Annotated in this window: 13 protein-coding genes and 2 pseudogenes; 4 read left to right on the plus strand and 11 right to left on the minus strand. The window is 62.8% G+C overall.

The window, feature by feature from the left end; translation table 11 throughout:
- Positions 1 to 98: 98 nt before the first annotated feature.
- From MHI61_RS05080 to MHI61_RS05120, 9 genes and pseudogenes are all read right to left on the minus strand, one after another.
- Positions 99 to 1,244, minus strand: coding sequence for a glycosyltransferase (locus MHI61_RS05080; RefSeq protein WP_239789451.1), 1,146 nt, complete (start codon positions 1,242 to 1,244; stop codon positions 99 to 101).
- Complete coding sequence (locus tag MHI61_RS05085; RefSeq protein WP_239789452.1) at positions 1,241 to 2,488, minus strand: glycosyltransferase; 1,248 nt, start codon at positions 2,486 to 2,488, stop codon at positions 1,241 to 1,243. The genes MHI61_RS05080 and MHI61_RS05085 overlap by 4 nt, the downstream gene beginning before the upstream one ends.
- A 9-nt stretch (positions 2,489 to 2,497) precedes the next feature.
- The gene (locus MHI61_RS05090) at positions 2,498 to 3,706 is read right to left on the minus strand and encodes a glycosyltransferase family protein (RefSeq protein WP_097581825.1); all 1,209 of its coding nucleotides are present in this window, start codon (positions 3,704 to 3,706) and stop codon (positions 2,498 to 2,500) included.
- 97 nt (positions 3,707 to 3,803) lie between these two features.
- Positions 3,804 to 4,976, minus strand: coding sequence for an ABC transporter permease (locus MHI61_RS05095; RefSeq protein WP_239789454.1), 1,173 nt, complete (start codon positions 4,974 to 4,976; stop codon positions 3,804 to 3,806).
- Positions 4,976 to 5,974 carry an ABC transporter permease gene (locus tag MHI61_RS05100; RefSeq protein WP_097581826.1) on the minus strand — a complete coding sequence of 333 codons (999 nt, stop codon included), beginning with the start codon at positions 5,972 to 5,974 and terminating at the stop codon, positions 4,976 to 4,978. Before MHI61_RS05100 ends, MHI61_RS05095 begins: the two co-directional genes overlap by 1 nt.
- A gap of 3 nt (positions 5,975 to 5,977) precedes the next feature.
- Complete coding sequence (locus MHI61_RS05105) at positions 5,978 to 7,885, minus strand: ABC transporter substrate-binding protein (RefSeq protein WP_239789456.1); 1,908 nt, start codon at positions 7,883 to 7,885, stop codon at positions 5,978 to 5,980.
- Positions 7,885 to 9,774, minus strand: a complete 1,890-nt coding sequence (locus MHI61_RS05110; RefSeq protein WP_239789457.1) for an ABC transporter ATP-binding protein — start codon at positions 9,772 to 9,774, stop codon at positions 7,885 to 7,887. The genes MHI61_RS05105 and MHI61_RS05110 overlap by 1 nt, the downstream gene beginning before the upstream one ends.
- A gap of 155 nt (positions 9,775 to 9,929) precedes the next feature.
- A pseudogene (locus tag MHI61_RS05115) lies at positions 9,930 to 11,274 on the minus strand (adenylate/guanylate cyclase domain-containing protein).
- 332 nt (positions 11,275 to 11,606) lie between these two features.
- Positions 11,607 to 11,852: a hypothetical protein gene (locus tag MHI61_RS05120; protein WP_239789458.1), complete on the minus strand. Its 246-nt coding sequence runs from the start codon at positions 11,850 to 11,852 to the stop codon at positions 11,607 to 11,609.
- Positions 11,853 to 12,267: 415 nt separating this feature from the next.
- Between MHI61_RS05120 and MHI61_RS05125 the strand changes: the two genes are divergently transcribed.
- Complete coding sequence (locus tag MHI61_RS05125) at positions 12,268 to 13,605, plus strand: nucleotide sugar dehydrogenase (RefSeq protein WP_239789459.1); 1,338 nt, start codon at positions 12,268 to 12,270, stop codon at positions 13,603 to 13,605.
- Positions 13,606 to 13,632: 27 nt separating this feature from the next.
- Positions 13,633 to 13,899: a type II toxin-antitoxin system Phd/YefM family antitoxin gene (locus tag MHI61_RS05130; protein WP_222140646.1), complete on the plus strand. Its 267-nt coding sequence runs from the start codon at positions 13,633 to 13,635 to the stop codon at positions 13,897 to 13,899.
- Here the strand turns inward: MHI61_RS05130 and MHI61_RS05135 are convergent.
- Positions 13,888 to 15,063, minus strand: a complete 1,176-nt coding sequence (locus tag MHI61_RS05135) for a DUF3095 domain-containing protein (RefSeq protein WP_239789460.1) — start codon at positions 15,061 to 15,063, stop codon at positions 13,888 to 13,890. The two genes, MHI61_RS05130 and MHI61_RS05135, sit on opposite strands and share 12 nt — an antisense overlap.
- Positions 15,064 to 15,185: 122 nt before the next feature.
- Here MHI61_RS05135 and MHI61_RS05140 point away from each other — a divergent pair.
- A pseudogene (locus MHI61_RS05140) lies at positions 15,186 to 15,666 on the plus strand (class I SAM-dependent methyltransferase).
- A gap of 80 nt (positions 15,667 to 15,746) precedes the next feature.
- Here the strand turns inward: MHI61_RS05140 and MHI61_RS05145 are convergent.
- Positions 15,747 to 16,202 carry an Rrf2 family transcriptional regulator gene (locus tag MHI61_RS05145; RefSeq protein ID WP_239789461.1) on the minus strand — a complete coding sequence of 152 codons (456 nt, stop codon included), beginning with the start codon at positions 16,200 to 16,202 and terminating at the stop codon, positions 15,747 to 15,749.
- A 133-nt stretch (positions 16,203 to 16,335) separates the two neighbouring features.
- Between MHI61_RS05145 and MHI61_RS05150 the strand changes: the two genes are divergently transcribed.
- Positions 16,336 to 17,241 carry an NAD(P)/FAD-dependent oxidoreductase gene (locus MHI61_RS05150; RefSeq protein ID WP_239789462.1) on the plus strand — a complete coding sequence of 302 codons (906 nt, stop codon included), beginning with the start codon at positions 16,336 to 16,338 and terminating at the stop codon, positions 17,239 to 17,241.
- The last annotated feature ends 16 nt before the right edge of the window (positions 17,242 to 17,257 follow it).

Genomic DNA, 17,257 nt, shown 5'->3' on the forward strand with positions numbered 1-17,257 from the left:
GCCGGACCGCCGATATCGCAATGAAAACAAGGCGAAGGGAGCGGCTGCAGAAAGGCCGATTCTCGCCGGAACTTTGCTTATATCACAGGATTTTTGAATTAGGCGAGCGATTCGGCAATCATGGAGCGAATGATGCCGGCGGTCTTCTCCGCTCCGTCGAGATCGAGCAGGACCCTCCCGCGCCGCGGTGCGGCGAGCGCCTTTTCGACGGCTTCCTTCACATGGCCCGGCGTCAGTCCCTCTTCCGGCAGGATATCGGCGAGGTCAAGTGCCTGCAGCCGTTCGGCGCGCACCGTCTGCTCGGTCTCGCCGCCGGCGACGAAGGGGATGAGGATCGCTCGGCACTGACTGCGCAGGAGGTCGCCGACCGTGTTGTAACCGGCCTGCGAGATCGACACCTTGGCGCCGCGCAGCAGCGAGGGAAAATCCTTGCGGAAGCGTACCAGCGTCACATTCGCGGGTGCATCCTGCGACAGCGCGGCGAAATCGGCCTCCGGCAGGTTCGGCCCTGCGATCAGCAGCCAGCGAAGATCGGCAGGCAATAACGCCGCCGCCTCTTTTGCCGCGCCGATCAGCGCCGCGCCGACGGCGCCGCCGCCCACTGACGCGATGATGTCGAAGGTCTCATCCGGTTTCGGCGCCGGCGGCGCGGCGACGAGGCCGGTATAACGTACCCTGTCGGCAATCTCTGCCGTCAGCGGGAAGGTGTCCTCGAGCCTGACGAAGCCGGGATCGCCGTGGACGAGCACGGCGTCGAAATGATCTCTGACCAGGGCTGCGGTTTCCGCGTCGCGGCCGGCCTTGCGATTCTCCTGCAGGATGTCGCGTACCGAGCTCAGCAGCTTCGGCCGCGGTTCGGCCGTTTCGATCGCCGCAAGCAGAGGCAGCAGTTCGAAGCGCATCTGCCGCCGGCCGAAAGGGAAGGCTTCGATGATGACGACATCGGGCCTTGCGGCATGAAAGGCCTCGAGCAGCAGGTCGCGGCGGGCATGGAGGAAATCCTCGCCCACCGGCCGGCCGTTGGCATCGGCGAGGCCGGAAAAGCCGGCATTGCTGGCGACGACCGCCGGCAGCGCCACGGTCTTGACGCCCTCTCCGGGAAAGCCCGGCACCGGCAAGCCGCCGGTCACGACAGTGACGTCGAAACCGTCCTTGACGAGGGCGTTGGCGATGCGGCTGGCGCGGGCGATATGGCCGATGCCGAGCAGGTGCTGGACGTAGAAGAAGATACGCGGTGCCGTCATGACGCCTTCTGCCATTCGGCCTCGAACAGGCCGCTGAGCTGTCTGATGCTGGAGTGATAGTCGAAATCGTCGCGCACCCGCCTTTCGGCGGCGTCGCCGAGGCGCTTGCGCAGCGCCGGGTCGCGGATCGCCGCCTCCAGGGCTCCGGCCAACAGCGCCGGATCTTCCGGCGGCACGACGAGGCCGTTTTCGCCGTCCCTCAGAAGTTCCGGCACGCCGGAGACTTCGGTCGAAATGCAAACCAGCCGCTGGCTCGAGGCTTCCACAAGCACGTTCGGCAGGCCGTCGCGGTCGCCGTTGGCGGCGATCCGGCAGGCGAGCGCGAAGAGGTCGGCGCGGCGGTAATGATCGAGCACGTCTTCCTGCGCCATGGCGCCCTTCCAGACGATGCGGTCGGAAAGGCCCAACTCGGCGGCGAGCACCTTCAGCGTCGCCAGCGCCTCGCCGCCGCCGATATGCTCCATGCGCCAGTGCAGGTCGGCGGGCAACAGGGCGAGGGCGCGCAGCAGCACGTCGTAGCCCTTCTTCTCGACGGCGCGGCCGACGCTCAAGATGAAGGCCGGATCGTCGAGGTCGCTGCCGGTGCGGTTCGAGTGCTCGCCGGCAAAATGGCCGAAGCGGGCGAGATCGAGACCGTGGTAACTCAGGTGCACCGCGTCCTTGCGGGATGTCAGCGTCCGCATGTGCTCGTAACCCGTCCTGGTGCAGGTGACGGTCCAGCGAGCGCTGTTGAGTTTTTCGGTGAGCTCCCAATCGGGCGACGTCCATATGTCCTTGGCGTGCGCCGAACAGCTCCAGGGCGTGCCCGTCAGGATGCTTGCATATTCCGTCACCGAGGCCGGCGTGTGGATGAAATGGGCATGCAGCCACTCGCCTCCATCAGGCCATTCACGCCCCAGCACCAGCGCCTGGCCGAGGCGGCGGAAGCGGTTGCGGGAGAGGTCGCGTGGCAGATCGGCCAGAAAACGTTTGATCAGCGCCTTGAAGCCGGGTTTGGAAACACCGGAGACCAGGCCTTTCAGCACCCGGATAGGCTCCTCGTGCAGATATTCCGGCAGGTAGACGACGCGCGCCCTGATCTCGTCATGCACGGGATGGCGCTTCTTGTCGGTCGGCCGGCGCATCGAAATCAGCGTCAGGTCGAAGCCGGCCTTTTCGAGGCCGAGCAGCTCTTGGGCGATGAAGGTTTCCGAAAGGCGGGGATAGCCTTTCAGCACGACGAGAATCTTGCGGCGTGGCGGCAAGGCTTGGTCCTATTCCGCTCCGACGAGGGCAAGGTGGCTGCCGCGGCCGTCGATCCATCGGCCGACGGTCTGCGAAATGTGGTCGAGCCCTTCGAGATGCATATTGCTGCCGCTCTTCGACGGCGGCAGGCGGGAGGGCAGGCGCTTCAGCGCCTCGGCCATCACAATCGGGTCGACCGATTGTTCCGGCAGCAGCATGTCGACGAGGCCGAGTTCGCTGGCCCGCTTGGCGCGCAACAGCTGTTCCTCGCGCGGCTTGACGCGCGGCACGATGAGGGCCGGCTTGTCGAAGGAGAGGATCTCGCAATAGGTGTTGTAGCCGCCCATGGCGACGACGCCGGTGGCGCCGTCGATCAGCTCTTCCATGTGGTTGTCGAACTCGATCACCTCGATATAGGGGATGGCTTCGCCCTTCTGCACCAGCTTGGCGCGCTCGGCGGCCGGCATATAAGGCCCGAGCACGACGAGCGCCTTCTGCGTCAGCGTCGGATCGGCCTCATAGGCATTCATCACGTCGTGGACGAGATCGGAGCCGTCGCCGCCGCCGCCTGTCGTGACCAGCAGATAATTATCCTTTCGGGCGTTGATCGAGGTCTTCCCCTTGGAGACGCTGCGCTGCAGGAAGCCGACGAAATCCATCTTCCGGCGCAGGCTCACCGGCACGTCGAGACCGATCAGCGGGTCGTAAAAATCCGGCGGGCCATAGACCCAGACGCTGTCGTAATATTGGTCGATCTTCTGCATGATGCCGTTCCGCTTCCACTCGGCCTCGAGCAGATGCGGCGCGTCCATGACCTCGCGCAGGCCGAGCACCAGCACGGTGCCGCGGGCCTTGAGATAGGCGAGCGTATCCTCGACCTCACCCTTCAGCCCCATCGGCTCCTTGTCGACGATGAAAATATCGGGCTGGAAGGTCTCGGCGGTGTGGCGAATGCTCGATTCGCGCATCTTCAGCGTCTCGTGCAGGTCGATATGGCTGGCGAGCGAGGTATATTCGCCGTTGCGCAGCTTGATGACGCTCGGGATTTTCACGAAATCGACGCGGGCGCGGTAGTCGAAGGCGCCGGCGATCGTCGCGCCCGAAATGATCAGGATGTTGAGGCCGCGATAATCCTCGACCAGCGCATGGGCGATGGCGCGACAGCGACGCAGGTGGCCGAGGCCGAAGGTGTCGTGGCTGTACATGAGGATGCGTGCATCTTCGAGACGTCTGGCCATGGGTGTTCCCTCCGGGGTGAACAACATGCGTTAGTACCCCCACCGTCCGGAGGCCACGAGGCGGGGGCGGTGCCGTGCGGCGCCGCCGGGTTTCCTGCTATTTGTAGGGATCTGCCGCATCGCGCAAGCCGTCTCCCAGAAAGTTGAACGCCAAAATGACAAGAACAACAGGAATGATCGGAAAGAGCAACCAAGGATAGAAGGCGATGACGCTGACGCTTTTTGCCTCGGTCAGCAGAATGCCCCAGCTGGTGATCGGCGGGCGAAGACCGAGGCCGAGGAAGGAGAGCGCGGTCTCACCGAGGATCATGCCGGGGATCGAAATCGTCGCCGAGGCGATGAGATGCGACATGAAGCCCGGCACCAGATGGCGGCCGATGATGCGCGGCGTGCTGGCGCCCATCAGCTGGGCGGCCTGCACGTAATCCTCCTCGCGCAGCGCCAGAAGTTTCGAGCGTACGGCACGCGCGAGCCCAGTCCAGTCGATGATGCCGAGGATGACGGTGATGCCGAAATAGATGACGATCGGGCTCCAGGTCACCGGCATGATGGCGGCAAGCGCCATCCACAGCGGCAGGCTCGGCAGCGATTGCAATATCTCGATCAGGCGCTGGACGATGAGATCGAAAACGCCGCCCCAATAGCCGGCAAGACCGCCGATGACGATGCCGAGCACGAAACTGATCGCGATGCCGATCAGGCCGATCGTCAGCGAGATCCGCGCGCCGTAGAGGATGCGCGAGAGCACGTCGCGGCCGAGCCGGTCGGTGCCGAGCAGGAACATCTGGCCGCCGATCGACGGGCAGACCAGATGATAGTTCGAGGCGACGAGGCCCCAGAATTTATAGGAATCGCCGCGGCAGAAGAAACGGATCGGCTGCACGTCGTTCGGCCGGTCTGTATAGACCCGGTGCAGCGTATCGAGGTCGAGCGTCATGCTGCGGCCGTAGACGAAGGGGCCGACGAATTCTCCCTTGTCGAAGAAATGGACGCGCTGCGGCGGCGCATGGATGAAATCGACGTTGCGGGTGTGCAGGCCGTAGGGTGCCAGGAACTCGACGATCAGGATCATCAGGTAGATTGCGGCGAGAAAGACGCCGGAGACCAAGGCCAGCCGGTGCTGCTTGAACTTCCACCACATCAGCTTCTTCTGCGAGGCGAGATGGATGCGCGATTGCGCCGCCGTCATGGTTTCGGTCGCATGCGGATCGAAAGGTGCGGTCGAGACGTAATGCGGCAGCGGCGCGCCGGGTGCGGGAAGGGGCGACATTATTTGGTGCTCCTGCCTTGCAGACGGATGCGGGGGTCGAGGAAGCCGAGGGCGATATCGGAAATCAGCACGCCGATGACGTTGAGGAAGGCGAGGAACATCAGGAAGGAGCCGGCGAGATACATGTCCTGGCTCTGCAGCGCCTTGATCAGCATCGGTCCGGTCGTTTCCAGCGACAGCACTATGGCGACGATTTCCGCACCCGAGATGATCGACGGCAGGATCGAGCCGATATCGGCGACAAAGAAGTTGAGCGCCATGCGCAGCGGATATTTGACCAGCGCCCGCATCGGATGCAGGCCCTTGGCGCGTGCCGTCGTCACATATTGCTTCTGCATCTCGTCGAGCAGGTTGGCGCGCAAGCGACGGATCATGCCGGCCGTGCCGGCCGTGCCGACGATGATGACGGGGATCCACAGATGGGAGAGGATCGAGCGCGCCTTCTCCCAGCTCATCGGCGCCGAGATGTATTGCTGGTCCATCAAATGGCCGATCGAGATGCCGAACCAGATATTGGCGAAATACATCAGGATCAGCGCCAGCATGAAGTTCGGGATGGCGATGCCGAGCAGGCCGAGGAAGGTCAGCCCGTAATCGCTCCAGCTGTACTGGTGCGTGGCCGAATAGATGCCGATCGGGAAGGCGATCAGCCAGGTGAGCAGGATCGTCGTGAAGGATACGAGGATCGTCAGCCACAGCCGCTCGCCGACCACGTCGGAAACCGGCAGCTGGTATTCGAAGGAATAGCCGAAATCGCCGTGCAGCATGCCGCCGACCCAGTAGAAATAGCGCACGATCTCCGGCTTGTCGAAGCCGTATTGCTGGCGCATCTCCTCGATTTCCTGGAGATTGGCGGTCTCGCCGGAGGCGCGCAGCTCGGCGATCTGACTCTCGAAGAAGTCGCCGGGCGGCAGTTCGATGATGGTAAAAACCAGCGCCGAAATGACGAAGAGCGTCGGTACCATGGCGGCGATGCGCCAGAGAATGTATCTGAGCACGCCTCAGGCCTCCTTGTACCAGAATGCATCCGGCATGTAGATGCCGAGATAGGAGGTGGGATCGAAGCCGTAGAGGGCTTTTTCCGGCAGATTCTGCAGCTTGGCGGCGCGAAGGATCGGCTGCAGCGTGCTGTTGATCAGGCCGATCGAAAACACCTGCTGCGTATAGAGCGACAGCATCCTGTGCCAGATCGCCTGGCGCTCCTCGAACTTCGCCGTCGAACCCCATTGTTTAAGCAGATCGATCAGTTCGGCCGCCTCCGGCAGGTCGGGCGCCACACCCTCCTGACCGGCGGAGAGATAGTGCATGCCCCAGAGCGGCCATTGCAGCTGATCGTCGAGCGTCGGCGCCAGGCCCGAGGGCGACATGTCGGCTGTCGGCACGCCATTGTCGAGGCCGTACCAGATCGACATCATGATCGTGCCGCTCATGGCGCGGTTGCGAAAGACGTCGCGCTGCGAGGTGCGGGTATAGAGCGCAAGGCCGATATTGGCCCAGTGATCGTGCACCAGCTCCAGCACGTCGGTATCGAGATTGCTTTCGCCGGCGGTCTCGACGGTGATCTCGGCGCGCCGGCCGTCCGGCAGCAGCCTTATGCCGTCGCCGCCGCGCTTGGTCAGGCCGAGCTCGTCGAGCAGGCGGTTGGCCTCGTCGGGATCGAACTTGACGAAGGCGTCGGCATATTCCTGCTTGAACAGCGGGCTGTCGGGCAGCACGGTATCGGCGCTCGGCGTGCCCAGGCCGTAGAAGGCGACCATGTTGATCTCGTGCCGGTCGATCGCCAGCGACAGCGCCCGGCGCAGGCGCACGTCGCGGAACAGGCCGCGCCACACCTCGTCGGCGCAGTTGAGGTTCGGCAAGAGCGTGATGCGCGAGCCGCGCGCCACCTTCCAGAGATTGACCTTCACCGGAAAGCGCTTTTCGGCCTCCTTCAGGAAGGTGTAGTCGTTGAAATCGATGCCGGTCGCCTGCAGATCGGCTTCGCCGGCACCCGCCTTGGCGGCGATGATCGACGAGGAGGAGACGTTGAGGACGAAACGGTCGAGATAGGGCAGCTGTCTGCCAGTCTCATCGACGCGGTGGAAGAACGGATTGCGTTCGAAGACGAACTGTTCGGCCGGCAGCGCTGTCGTGTTGCGCCAGGGATCGAGGGTCGGCAGGTTGGGATTTTCCGGCCGGTAGGAACGCGCCATCTTGATGTGCAGATCCTGCCACTTCTTGACGCGGCTCGTCTTCATCATCTGTTCCATCTTCGCCTCGTCGGGCTGGAACTTCTTATGGAATTGCTTGAGGTAATGCGCCGGTCCGAAGATGACGAGCGGCTGGGGACCTGCCAGCGTCGGCAGGAACATCGGATTGGGTTTTTCCCACGTATAGCGCACCGTCAGCGGATCGAGCATCTCGAAGCGCGGCAGGCTGCCATGCGGGCGAAGCTCGAGCGCGCCGCCGCCCGGCGTCAGCTTGTCGTTCAGAATGACGTCTTCCCACCAGTAGCGGAAATCGTCGGCGGTGAACGGCTCTCCGTCGGACCATTTATGGCCTTCACGCAGCATGAAGGTGAAGACCTTCTCGTCCTCGGCGTAGAAATCGGCGAGGATGTCCGGCTGGAACTGCAGGTGCTTGTTGTAGCCGATCAGGCGGGAATAGCCGTAGATCGTCATGAAGCGGATGTCGCGCTGGCTGCCGATGATGGTGCGCACCGTGCCGCCATAGGCGCCGGGTTCGAGCCCCATCTCCTTCAGATTGACGATGCGCGGACGGGCGGGAATACGCTCGGCCATAGCAGGCAGGCTGCCTGCGGCCAGCCGCTCCTTGAGGAATTCCGGCTCGACTGCCTGCTCGGCGCGAAGCACTTCCGGTGCGATCGCAGCCCCTACAAGGCCGCCGAGAAAGGTGCGACGCGTCACCATCAGCGCAACTCCTTGGCCGTAGCGCCCTTGCGGGCGCGCACCAGATGGCCGTCGCCGAGATCGGCATAGGCAAGTTCGGAAGCATCGTCATGCTCGGCGGTGAAGGTCACGCCCCAATTCTGCTTGTCGGCGGCGCCGTTTTCCCGGAGCGCCTTGAAATCGAGCGGCCGGTCGAGATCGGGGAAGGGGACGGCGGCAAGCAGCGATTTCGTATAGGGATGCACCGGATCGCGCAGGATGATTTCGCGCGGCGCGATCTCGACGATGCGGCCCTTGCACATGACGGCGATGCGGTCGGCCATGTAATCGACGACGGCGAGGTTGTGCGAGATGAAGAGATAGGTCAGCCCCAGCTCCTTCTGCAGATCCTTCAGGAGGTTGAGGATCTGCGCCTGGACGGAGACGTCAAGCGCCGAGACCGGCTCGTCGAGAATGACGAGTTTCGGGCCGAGGGCAAGCGCGCGGGCAATGCCGATGCGCTGGCGCTGGCCGCCGGAGAAGCTGTGCGGGTAACGGCTGAGATAACGCTTGTCGAGGCCGATCGCCCCCATCAGCCCCTCGACCTTGCGCTTGCGCTCATCACTGTCGCCGCGATCGTGGATCTCCAGTGGTTCGCTGAGGATGTTGCGCACCGTCATGCGCGGCGACAGTGAGGAGACCGGATCCTGGAACACCATCTGGATCTTGGTGCGCATGTCCTGCAGCTCGTCGCCCTTGACGGCAAGCACGTCGATGACATCCTTGCCGTCGTTGAACACGACCGCGCCGCTGTCGGGTGTGATGGCGCGCATCAGGATCTTGCTGAGCGTCGTCTTGCCGCAGCCGGATTCGCCGACCAGGCCGAGACATTCGCCGCGGCGGATGTCGAAGCTGACATCGTCGACGGCGCGCAGGACGGTGGCCTCATGCTTGCCGAGGAGACTGCGCTTGCGCGTCTTGTAAGTCTTCGAGAGATTGGTGACCGACAGCAGCGTGCCCGGCGCCTCCGCCTGCAGCGGCTTCTTCTTGCCGACGAGAGTCTCGAGATTGACCGGCACGTCGCGCAGCGCCTTCAGCCGCTCGCCGGGTTTCATGTCGAAATGCGGAACGGCGGCCATCAGGGCCTTGAGATAGGGATGCTGCGGATTGCGGAAGATCGCCTCGACCGGCCCGGCTTCCATGATCTCGCCGTGATAGATGACGACCACCTCGTCGGCCATGTTGGCGACGATGCCGAGATCGTGGGTGATGAGCAGCATCGCCATGCCGAGCTTGGCCTGCAGCTCGCGGAGCAATTCGAGGATCTGCGCCTGGATCGTCACGTCGAGCGCCGTCGTCGGCTCGTCGGCGATCAAGAGCGCCGGCTTGCAGATCAGCGCCATGGCGATCATCGCACGCTGGCGCATGCCGCCGGACAATTCGAACGGATACATGTCGTAGGTGCGATGTGGGTTGGAAAAGCCGACCAGACCGAGCATTTCCTCGGTCTTCTCACGCGCCTCCTGCTTGTCGGCTTCGGTATGGATCAAAAGCGCTTCGCTGATCTGGTTGCCGACCGTGTGCAGCGGCGACAGCGAAGTCATCGGCTCCTGGAAGATCGTCGCCATGCGCCGGCCGCGCAGGTCGCGCATTTCCTCGCTGTCGCGCGACAAGGAGAGGATATCGGTCGTGCTGCCGTCGAGCGGATCGGTGAAGAGGATGCTGCCCGATGCCTTGGCCGGATTGGGCAGGATGCCCATGATCGCCTGGCTGATCACCGATTTGCCCGAGCCGGATTCACCGACGAGAGCGGTGACCTTGCCCGGAAGGATGCGGAGATTGGCTTCCTTTACGACACGCAGCCGGTCGCCGAAAACGGAGAAGGAGACGTCGAGATTCTCTATACGCAACAAATCGGCAGCGGACGCCATACCAATGATATTCCCCAGTCTTCTATGTTCCCTTTCAGGCACACTATCGTACCGCAAACGGGGTGTCTAGTTGATGACAATCAAGGGGATATCGCCGCCTTTCGCCGTGGTCATCCGGACGAAACACGCAGTTTTATCGGCGCCGGCCTGGCGTCTTACTGGATGAACTTCTCCATGCTTGTGCGCTTGACCTGTTTCTTCGCGTCCCGGTGCAGCAGGATGACCTGCTCGGCTTCGGAAAGCCCGTTCTGCACGGCCTCGCGGAAGTGTTCGTCGACATGGATCTCCGGGGCCGGCGCGCGCGGCTGCAGCACCGTCACCTTCTGGCGGATGCCGCGCAGCTTCTCTTCGCCGAGTTCGCGTCCACTCGCCACCGCAATAGCCGGCGAAAGCCTGGCTGGCGACGACCTCGCGGCCGTATTTCTTGGTCAGGATCTGCAGACGCTGCACCTCGTTGACCGCCGATCCGAAGGCGGAGAAGGTCAGGCGGTCCTTGAGGCCGACATTGCCGAACATGACGTTGCCGACATGCAGGCCGATGCCGTAGCCGATCTTGCTGAGACCCTTCTGCTGGCGGTCGTTGTTGAGCTCGGCCACCCGCGCCTGCGCCTGGTGGACGGCCGAAAGTGCTGCCTCGCAGGCGATTTTCGACGGGTCCTTGTGGCGCCCGCAAGGATAGACGGCGAGGAAGCCGTCGCCGAGGAAGCTCAGGATTTCGCCGCCATTCCGGTTGAAGGGGGCGGCGATCGCGTCGAAGAACTGGTTCAGCGTGTCGATATAGGCCTGGCGGCCCTCCTTTTCTGCATACAAGGTGGATTCGCGCATGTCGCCCATGACGAGGGCGGCGCGGATCGTCTCGCCGTCGCCGCGGCGGATCTGGCCGTTCAGCACCCGCTTGCCGGCGTCGCCGCCGAGATAGGTGGTCAGCATGTTGTTGGCGAGCTTGCCGAGCACCGCCATCTTGGCGGCGACCGCCAGATGGTTCTGCATTCTCAGCAGCGCGTCGATCATGTCGTCGGAAAAGCCGTTCTTGTGGTCCGTCGACCACGAGCCCATCATGCCCTGCACCGAACCGTCGCCGAAGGGCTGCACGAAGGCAAGGTAATCGGTGATGGCGTCCTTGCGCAGATCCTCGAAGATCGGGAATTCGGCCGGCCCTTCCTGCGACAGCCGGCGGCGGATGTGCTGCAGGTTGTTGTCGAGCAGGTAATAATAGGGGCTCTGCAGGAAGCGGTCCGGCTTCTGCCCGGCCGGCATGCGGAAGCCCTCGATAGTGACGCCGCTGGCGCGCCGCCAGGTGAAGCTCAACGCATCGTAGAGCGGATGCAGCATCGAGAATGTCAGGTGCACGCGCGCGATCGGCAGGCCTGCGGCGGCAATCCTTTCGCAAAAGCCGCGCACGATGTTCTCGAGATCGTCGCCTGCCAGCGAAGAATTCGTCAGCCATTCGGCGACCCGGTCCAGCAGGATGGGCGACACGCTGGAATCGATCGTGCTCATTCTCGGTATGATCCTCATAAGACACGCCATCCCAAAAGAAAAAACGCCTTCCGCCGGCACATTTCCATGCGCAGGTCATAGGGAAATCAGGATGTACGAGCGGCAATATAGTGTCAACGATCTGCCGAGGCCCGGCAGCGGGCGCCCCTTGCTCCCTGGAGAGGGATCGGACGGGTGGTCCTTTCTCGGTGGTTCATTATCAAAAATCAAAATAGGGATGCTGCATATGCGAAACAATGGGAGGGGAATCTTTTTGTGCTTCAAAGTTGCAGCAAAGGCCGCTTCCGGGACATTTCGGCCACACCCGGCTAAAGGGGTTTTCGGTCGTCCCTTTACTCCTTCCTCCCGAGAAACTGGGAAGTTGAAAACAGAGCTTGCTCTCTTATAGCCTGCGTGAAGCCGCTGGCGGTGAAACGAAGTTGTCCGACATCAAAGTCGATCTGGTAGTCCCACAGCATAAGCTTTCCCTTTGACGACCGACCATTGTTGCGGGTGATGTCGAGAATGGAAGTGTCACCCTGCATTTGCCATTCTAATGAAACGCAAGATTGGAAACGTTGTTGAATTGCAGCGTACATGGAGCAACGTCCCATCCGCTTACCGTTCCGTCTTTCCAGTGCCATTTGAAAATATAGTCGATATCGAATCGAATTGTCTGATCCGCTTGAGGGAAGCGCATGGAGTAAACGACGACGTCATGCCACCCCATGTCGACAAAATCTGCTTCGGTCCATATGTCGCGATAACTCATATTGTGCATCCCGAGCGGAAGCTGTCGCTTGCTGCATAACAGCGTCCAAGCGTAGCGGCAATGTCGTATAGTTGCCATCGCAGCTCCACTGCGGTGGCTGGAGATATAACCGACCGAAACCGCATCCACCGGTCGGGAGCAGCGCCTGCTGGGTGGGAGGTGGAAGATCCACGCCCGGGTTTAATTCACTGCGATCATGCATTAGATCAGCTTCCTTATTTTCCAGTTTGAGAGATCCCGCCTTGGCTACCTCCACCTTCGACACGCTTTTGCAGAAGATCGAAACCCGCGCGGCGCGCGCCGGCGTTATCGGGCTCGGCTATGTCGGCCTGCCGCTGGCGATCGCCGTTGCGCGTAGCGGCTTTGCGGTCACCGGCTTCGACATCGACCCTTCCAAGATGGTGGCGCTCGATGCCCGCCGCTCCTATATCGATGCCGTCAGCGATGCAGCCCTTGCGGCCGAGATCGATGCAGGCCGGTTCGAGGCGACGACCGATTTCGCCGGTCTGGCCGCCTGCGACGTCATCATCATCTGCGTGCCGACGCCGCTCACCAAGCACCGCGATCCCGACCTTTCCTTCGTCGAGGCGACCTCGCGTTCGATCGCCGCGCATTTGCGTGCCGGCCAGCTTGTCGCGCTGGAATCGACCACCTATCCCGGCACGACCGACGACGTGGTGAAGGTCATTCTCGAAGGCACCGGCCTGAAATCCGGCGTGGATTTCTTCGTCGGCTTTTCGCCGGAGCGCGAGGATCCCGGCAACCAGCATTATCACACCGCCACCATCCCGAAGGTCGTCGCCGGCGACGGGCCCGAGGCGCTGGCGCTGATGAAGGCCTTTTATGGCGCGGCGGTATCGACCGTCGTTCCTGTTTCCTCGAATGCGACGGCCGAGGCGGTGAAGCTTACCGAAAACATCTTCCGCTCGGTCAACATCGCCCTCGTCAACGAGCTGAAGACCGTCTACGCGGCGATGGGCATCGACGTCTGGGAGGTGATCGAGGCGGCCAAGACCAAGCCTTTCGGCTACATGGCCTTCTATCCAGGTCCCGGCCTAGGCGGCCATTGCATTCCGATCGATCCCTTCTACCTCACCTGGAAATCGCGCGAATACGAGCTGCCAACCCGCTTCATCGAGCTTGCCGGCGAGATCAATTCGGCAATGCCGCGTTATGTCGTCGGCAAGCTTGCAGAAGCGCTCGACATCCGCGCCGGCAAGGCGCTGAGCCGCAGCAAGGTGCTGGTGCTCGGGCTCGCCTACAAGAAGAACGTCGCCGATATCAGAGAAAGCCCGTCGCTGCGGCTGATCGAGATCATCGAAGAGCGCGGCGGCCGGGCCGACTATCACGACCCCTTCGTCGCCGAGATCCCGCCAACGCGAGAACACCAGGCCCTGAAGGGCCGCAAATCGGTGGCGCTGACGCCGGACGCCGTTTCCGGCTACGATGCGGTGTTGGTGGCGACCGACCATGACAGCGTGGATTATGCGGCGCTTGCAAAAAGCGCGGCGCTGATCATCGACACCCGCAACGTCTTCAACCGGCTCGGCCTTTCGGCCGATCACGTCATCAAGGCGTGAGGGCCATAGCTTAACAGAGGGATCTCGATGCCACGCGTTCGGTTGAGCGAGTTCCGGAAGAACATTGCATCCTATTTCGATCAGGCCCTCTCCTCTCGGGCTCCTCTGACCGTGACCCGTCGAGGATCGGAAGCAATAGTCTTAATCGCCGAAGGCGAATACGAGAGTATGCGGGAAACGCTGCACCTGCTCTCGACGCCTGCCAACTCCGCTCGACTGCGCGAAAGTATCGAACAGCTTCGCAAGGGAGATGATGAAGTTGCTATGACTCCGTCTTTCACCTCAAATGACTGACGGCGCAGTAGAAAGCGCCTTGCCGGTCATCCGGCTCGCGGCCACCGCATAACCACCTGACGCGCCGTCGATGAAATGCATATGGTCGCGCGAAATCGGCGTCGGCACGAAGCAGGTCATCAGCGCCGAGGCCTGCCGATGCAGGCCGTAGCGGGCAATGCCCTTTGCCCGCGCTGCTTCCAGCAGCGTCTCGATGCGTTTCAGGTGCTCGGCATCGACATCGACCGTCATCTTCAGCCCGTCGTCGAACTTGCGGAAATCGGAATTGCCGGCGACGTCGCTTTTGTAGCGGCGCGCATCGAACCGGCCGAGCGGAATGCCGAGCTTGTAGCAGACGACGGTGATGGCGAGCTGCAGGAAGATGATCAGCTTCTGGCGTAGTCGCCGGCCGGCCGGCGCTGTGGCCTTGGCCTCGCGATTGATGCCGTGCAGCGAGAAGGCGAAGTCCGGGCCGCCGGCCGGCACCGGATGGCTGCCGCAGTTCTGCTCGCCGGTGATGGCGACGATGCCGTTGACCAGGTCGCGGAATTCTTCGCCCGGCCGGCCTTCACCGGGAACCGCGATGATCGAGACGATCTCGCCGTTCTGCGCGTCGATCGGGCTCCAGCGGCAGGAAAGGCCGGCGAGATCGGGCCGTGTTCCCGGGGCCGCGCGCTCTATACCGTAATGGCCCTGCTTCATCTGCCGCTCCGCCCAGCTGGTGCCGCCGCCCCAGAACATCGCATAGGTGACATAGGGGCTTGCCGAGTAACGCGCGACGCGCACATCGAGCCCCTCCGCGCGGGTATCGGCAACCGGAACGATGGCGACGCGCAGCATCAGGCCGAGATCCTCCTCGACCCAGACCTGCACGGCGGCAAGCGCTTCGCGGGCCGTCGTCTCGAGCGCGCCCGGAAGCGCGATCAGCGCGCCGTCGCCGCCGAAGACGAAGGGATAGTCGCCCTTGCCGACGGCGTTCAACACAGCCGAAATGACGCTGGCGCCCGCCATGTTGACGTCCTTGTAACGGCCGCCGGCGATCGCCTGGGTCGAGCCGACGATATCGGCAAGCGCCAGCACCCAGCCATCCGGCAGCGGCCGGTAGTTGGCGGCATCGGTCACGCCCTCGAAGGCGCTGAAGAGCGGCACGGCGGCAAAGAATTCTTCGTCGGTCACGGTTTCCATGTCATCGACCTTAGCACAGACCTATGTTGGTGCTGCAACGCCAATTCCCATTTACGGCAATCGACTTGGCAAGGTTTCAGTGTTAGCACGCGCTCACGATTTCATGACGGATACGGATTTAGATGAGCCGCCTCGACAGCTTCATTCGCCGGTTGACGGCCCAGCGCGATATTTTGAACGCGATCACCGATCTGGTCGCCGAAATCGACGGCCCGGTGCTGGAGTTCGGCCTCGGCAACGGCCGCACCTATGACCATCTGCGCGAGCATTTCCCCGACCGCCGCATCATCGCCTTCGACTGGGAGGTCCGCTCCTATTCGGCCTCGACGCCGGAGCCGCAAGATATGGTGACCGGCAATATCCGCGAACTCCGGCCAGGCCTTCCTCGGCATCGGCGCAGCGCTCGCCCATGCCGATATCGGCACCGGCCACGACGAGATCGACGCCGTGACACTGACCTGGCTGCCGCAGCTGATCGCCGGCGTGCTCGCTCATAACGGCATCGCGGTCAGCGGCCTGCCGCTTGAGCATCCGGAGTTGGTGGCGCTGCCGCTGCCGGAGGGGATCAAGGAAGGGCGGTATTTCCTCTATCGGAGGACGTAAGCGATTGGGCGGGGATTGCGGCATCGGCCGCTGTCGCGATTTGAAGTGGCAGTTATTCCTCTTTTGGAGGAGTTAATCCCTCACGAGGCGCAGGAATTAGCCGCAGCCGAGCGGGCTTCCAGTTTTGCCTCGAACTCGTCCGCGATTTGCTTGAGAGTCACACTGCCCAGCCGCCTCAGCAGCAGCGCCTTGGCCTCCAGCATCGCATCTGCCAGCGCGCTATTCACCGCCTGTTCGACAAGGCATTGCGGCTGATCGTCGGCGGGGCCGATGGCGAAGAGGTGCGGCTCGCCAAGGGCGTTGTAGATGTCGAGCAGGGTGATCTCAGACAAGGGACGCACCAAGGTCCAGCCGCCGCCGTGGCCCTTTTCGGAGCTGACATAACCCCGTTCGCGAAGGCCGGCCATGGTGCGGCGGACGACGACGGGATTGGTGTTCAGCATCTTCGCAATCATTCCGGAGGTCGCCGAATGCACGTGCCGATCCATGTGGATCAGCACGTGCAGCATGCGGGAAAGGCGGCTGTCGTTGCGCATTGTTCCATCCTGTCGAACGAGCGGGTGATTATCGCAGGCCATCTGTAACAACGCAAGTGACGTGACGCTTGACCGTGCCCTTTCATGTAACTTATGTTGATTCATGAAAACACAACACCGAAGGAGTGACAGCATGTCTTACGAAGTCATCGTCATCGGCGGCAATTTTGCCGGCCTGTCGGCTGCCATGCAGCTTGCCCGGGCGCGACGGCGGGTTCTGCTCATCGATGCGGGCATGCCGCGAAACCGATTTTCGCAGGCCGCGCACGGTTTTCTCGGCCAGGACGGCCGGGCACCGGCGGCGATCATGGAGGAGGGGAAGAGACAGCTTTCGCTTTATCCGAACATCACGTTGCGCGACGGCAAGGTCGTCCACGCGCAGAAGCAGGATGACCAATTCATCGTCGGCATCGAAGGCGGCGGCGAAGAACGCGCTCGCCGACTCATTCTCGCAACCGGCGTCAGCGACACGCTGCCCGAGATTGCCGGCCTCGGAGACCGCTGGGGGCGCTCGGTGCTGCACTGCCCCTATTGCCATGGTTATGAGGTGAGCGGCGGCGAGCTTGGCGTCCTTGCAAACCATCAGCACTCGGCGCATTCGGCCATGATGATCCCGGACTGGGGCGCGACCACCTTTTTCACCCAGGCGCAGTTCGAGCCCGATGAAGAGCAGCTGGCGCGGCTGACGGCCCGCGGGGTGCGCATCGAACACAGCCCGGTCGTGGAATTGCTGGGCGATAGTCCGAAACTCGAGGCAGTGCGCCTCGCCGATGGCCGCATCGCGCCGCTCGACGCCATCTTCGTCGCGCCGAAAACGGCGATGGCAAGCCCCATTGCCGAACAACTCGGCTGCGCCTTCGACGACGGTATGTTCGGGCCGGTCATCCGGATCGGCGAAAACAAGGAGACCAGCATCACGGGCGTCTTCGCCGCCGGCGATGCGGCAAGCTCCATGCATAGCGGCACGCTTGCCTCGGCCTCCGGCGTGCTCGCCGGCGTGCATTGCCATCAGTCGCTGGTGATGCAGTCTGCCGGTTAGGTGCTACGGCGGCGCG

The sequence above is a fragment of the Rhizobium sp. K102 genome (assembly GCF_022385315.1).
GTDB lineage: Bacteria > Pseudomonadota > Alphaproteobacteria > Rhizobiales > Rhizobiaceae > Rhizobium > Rhizobium croatiense.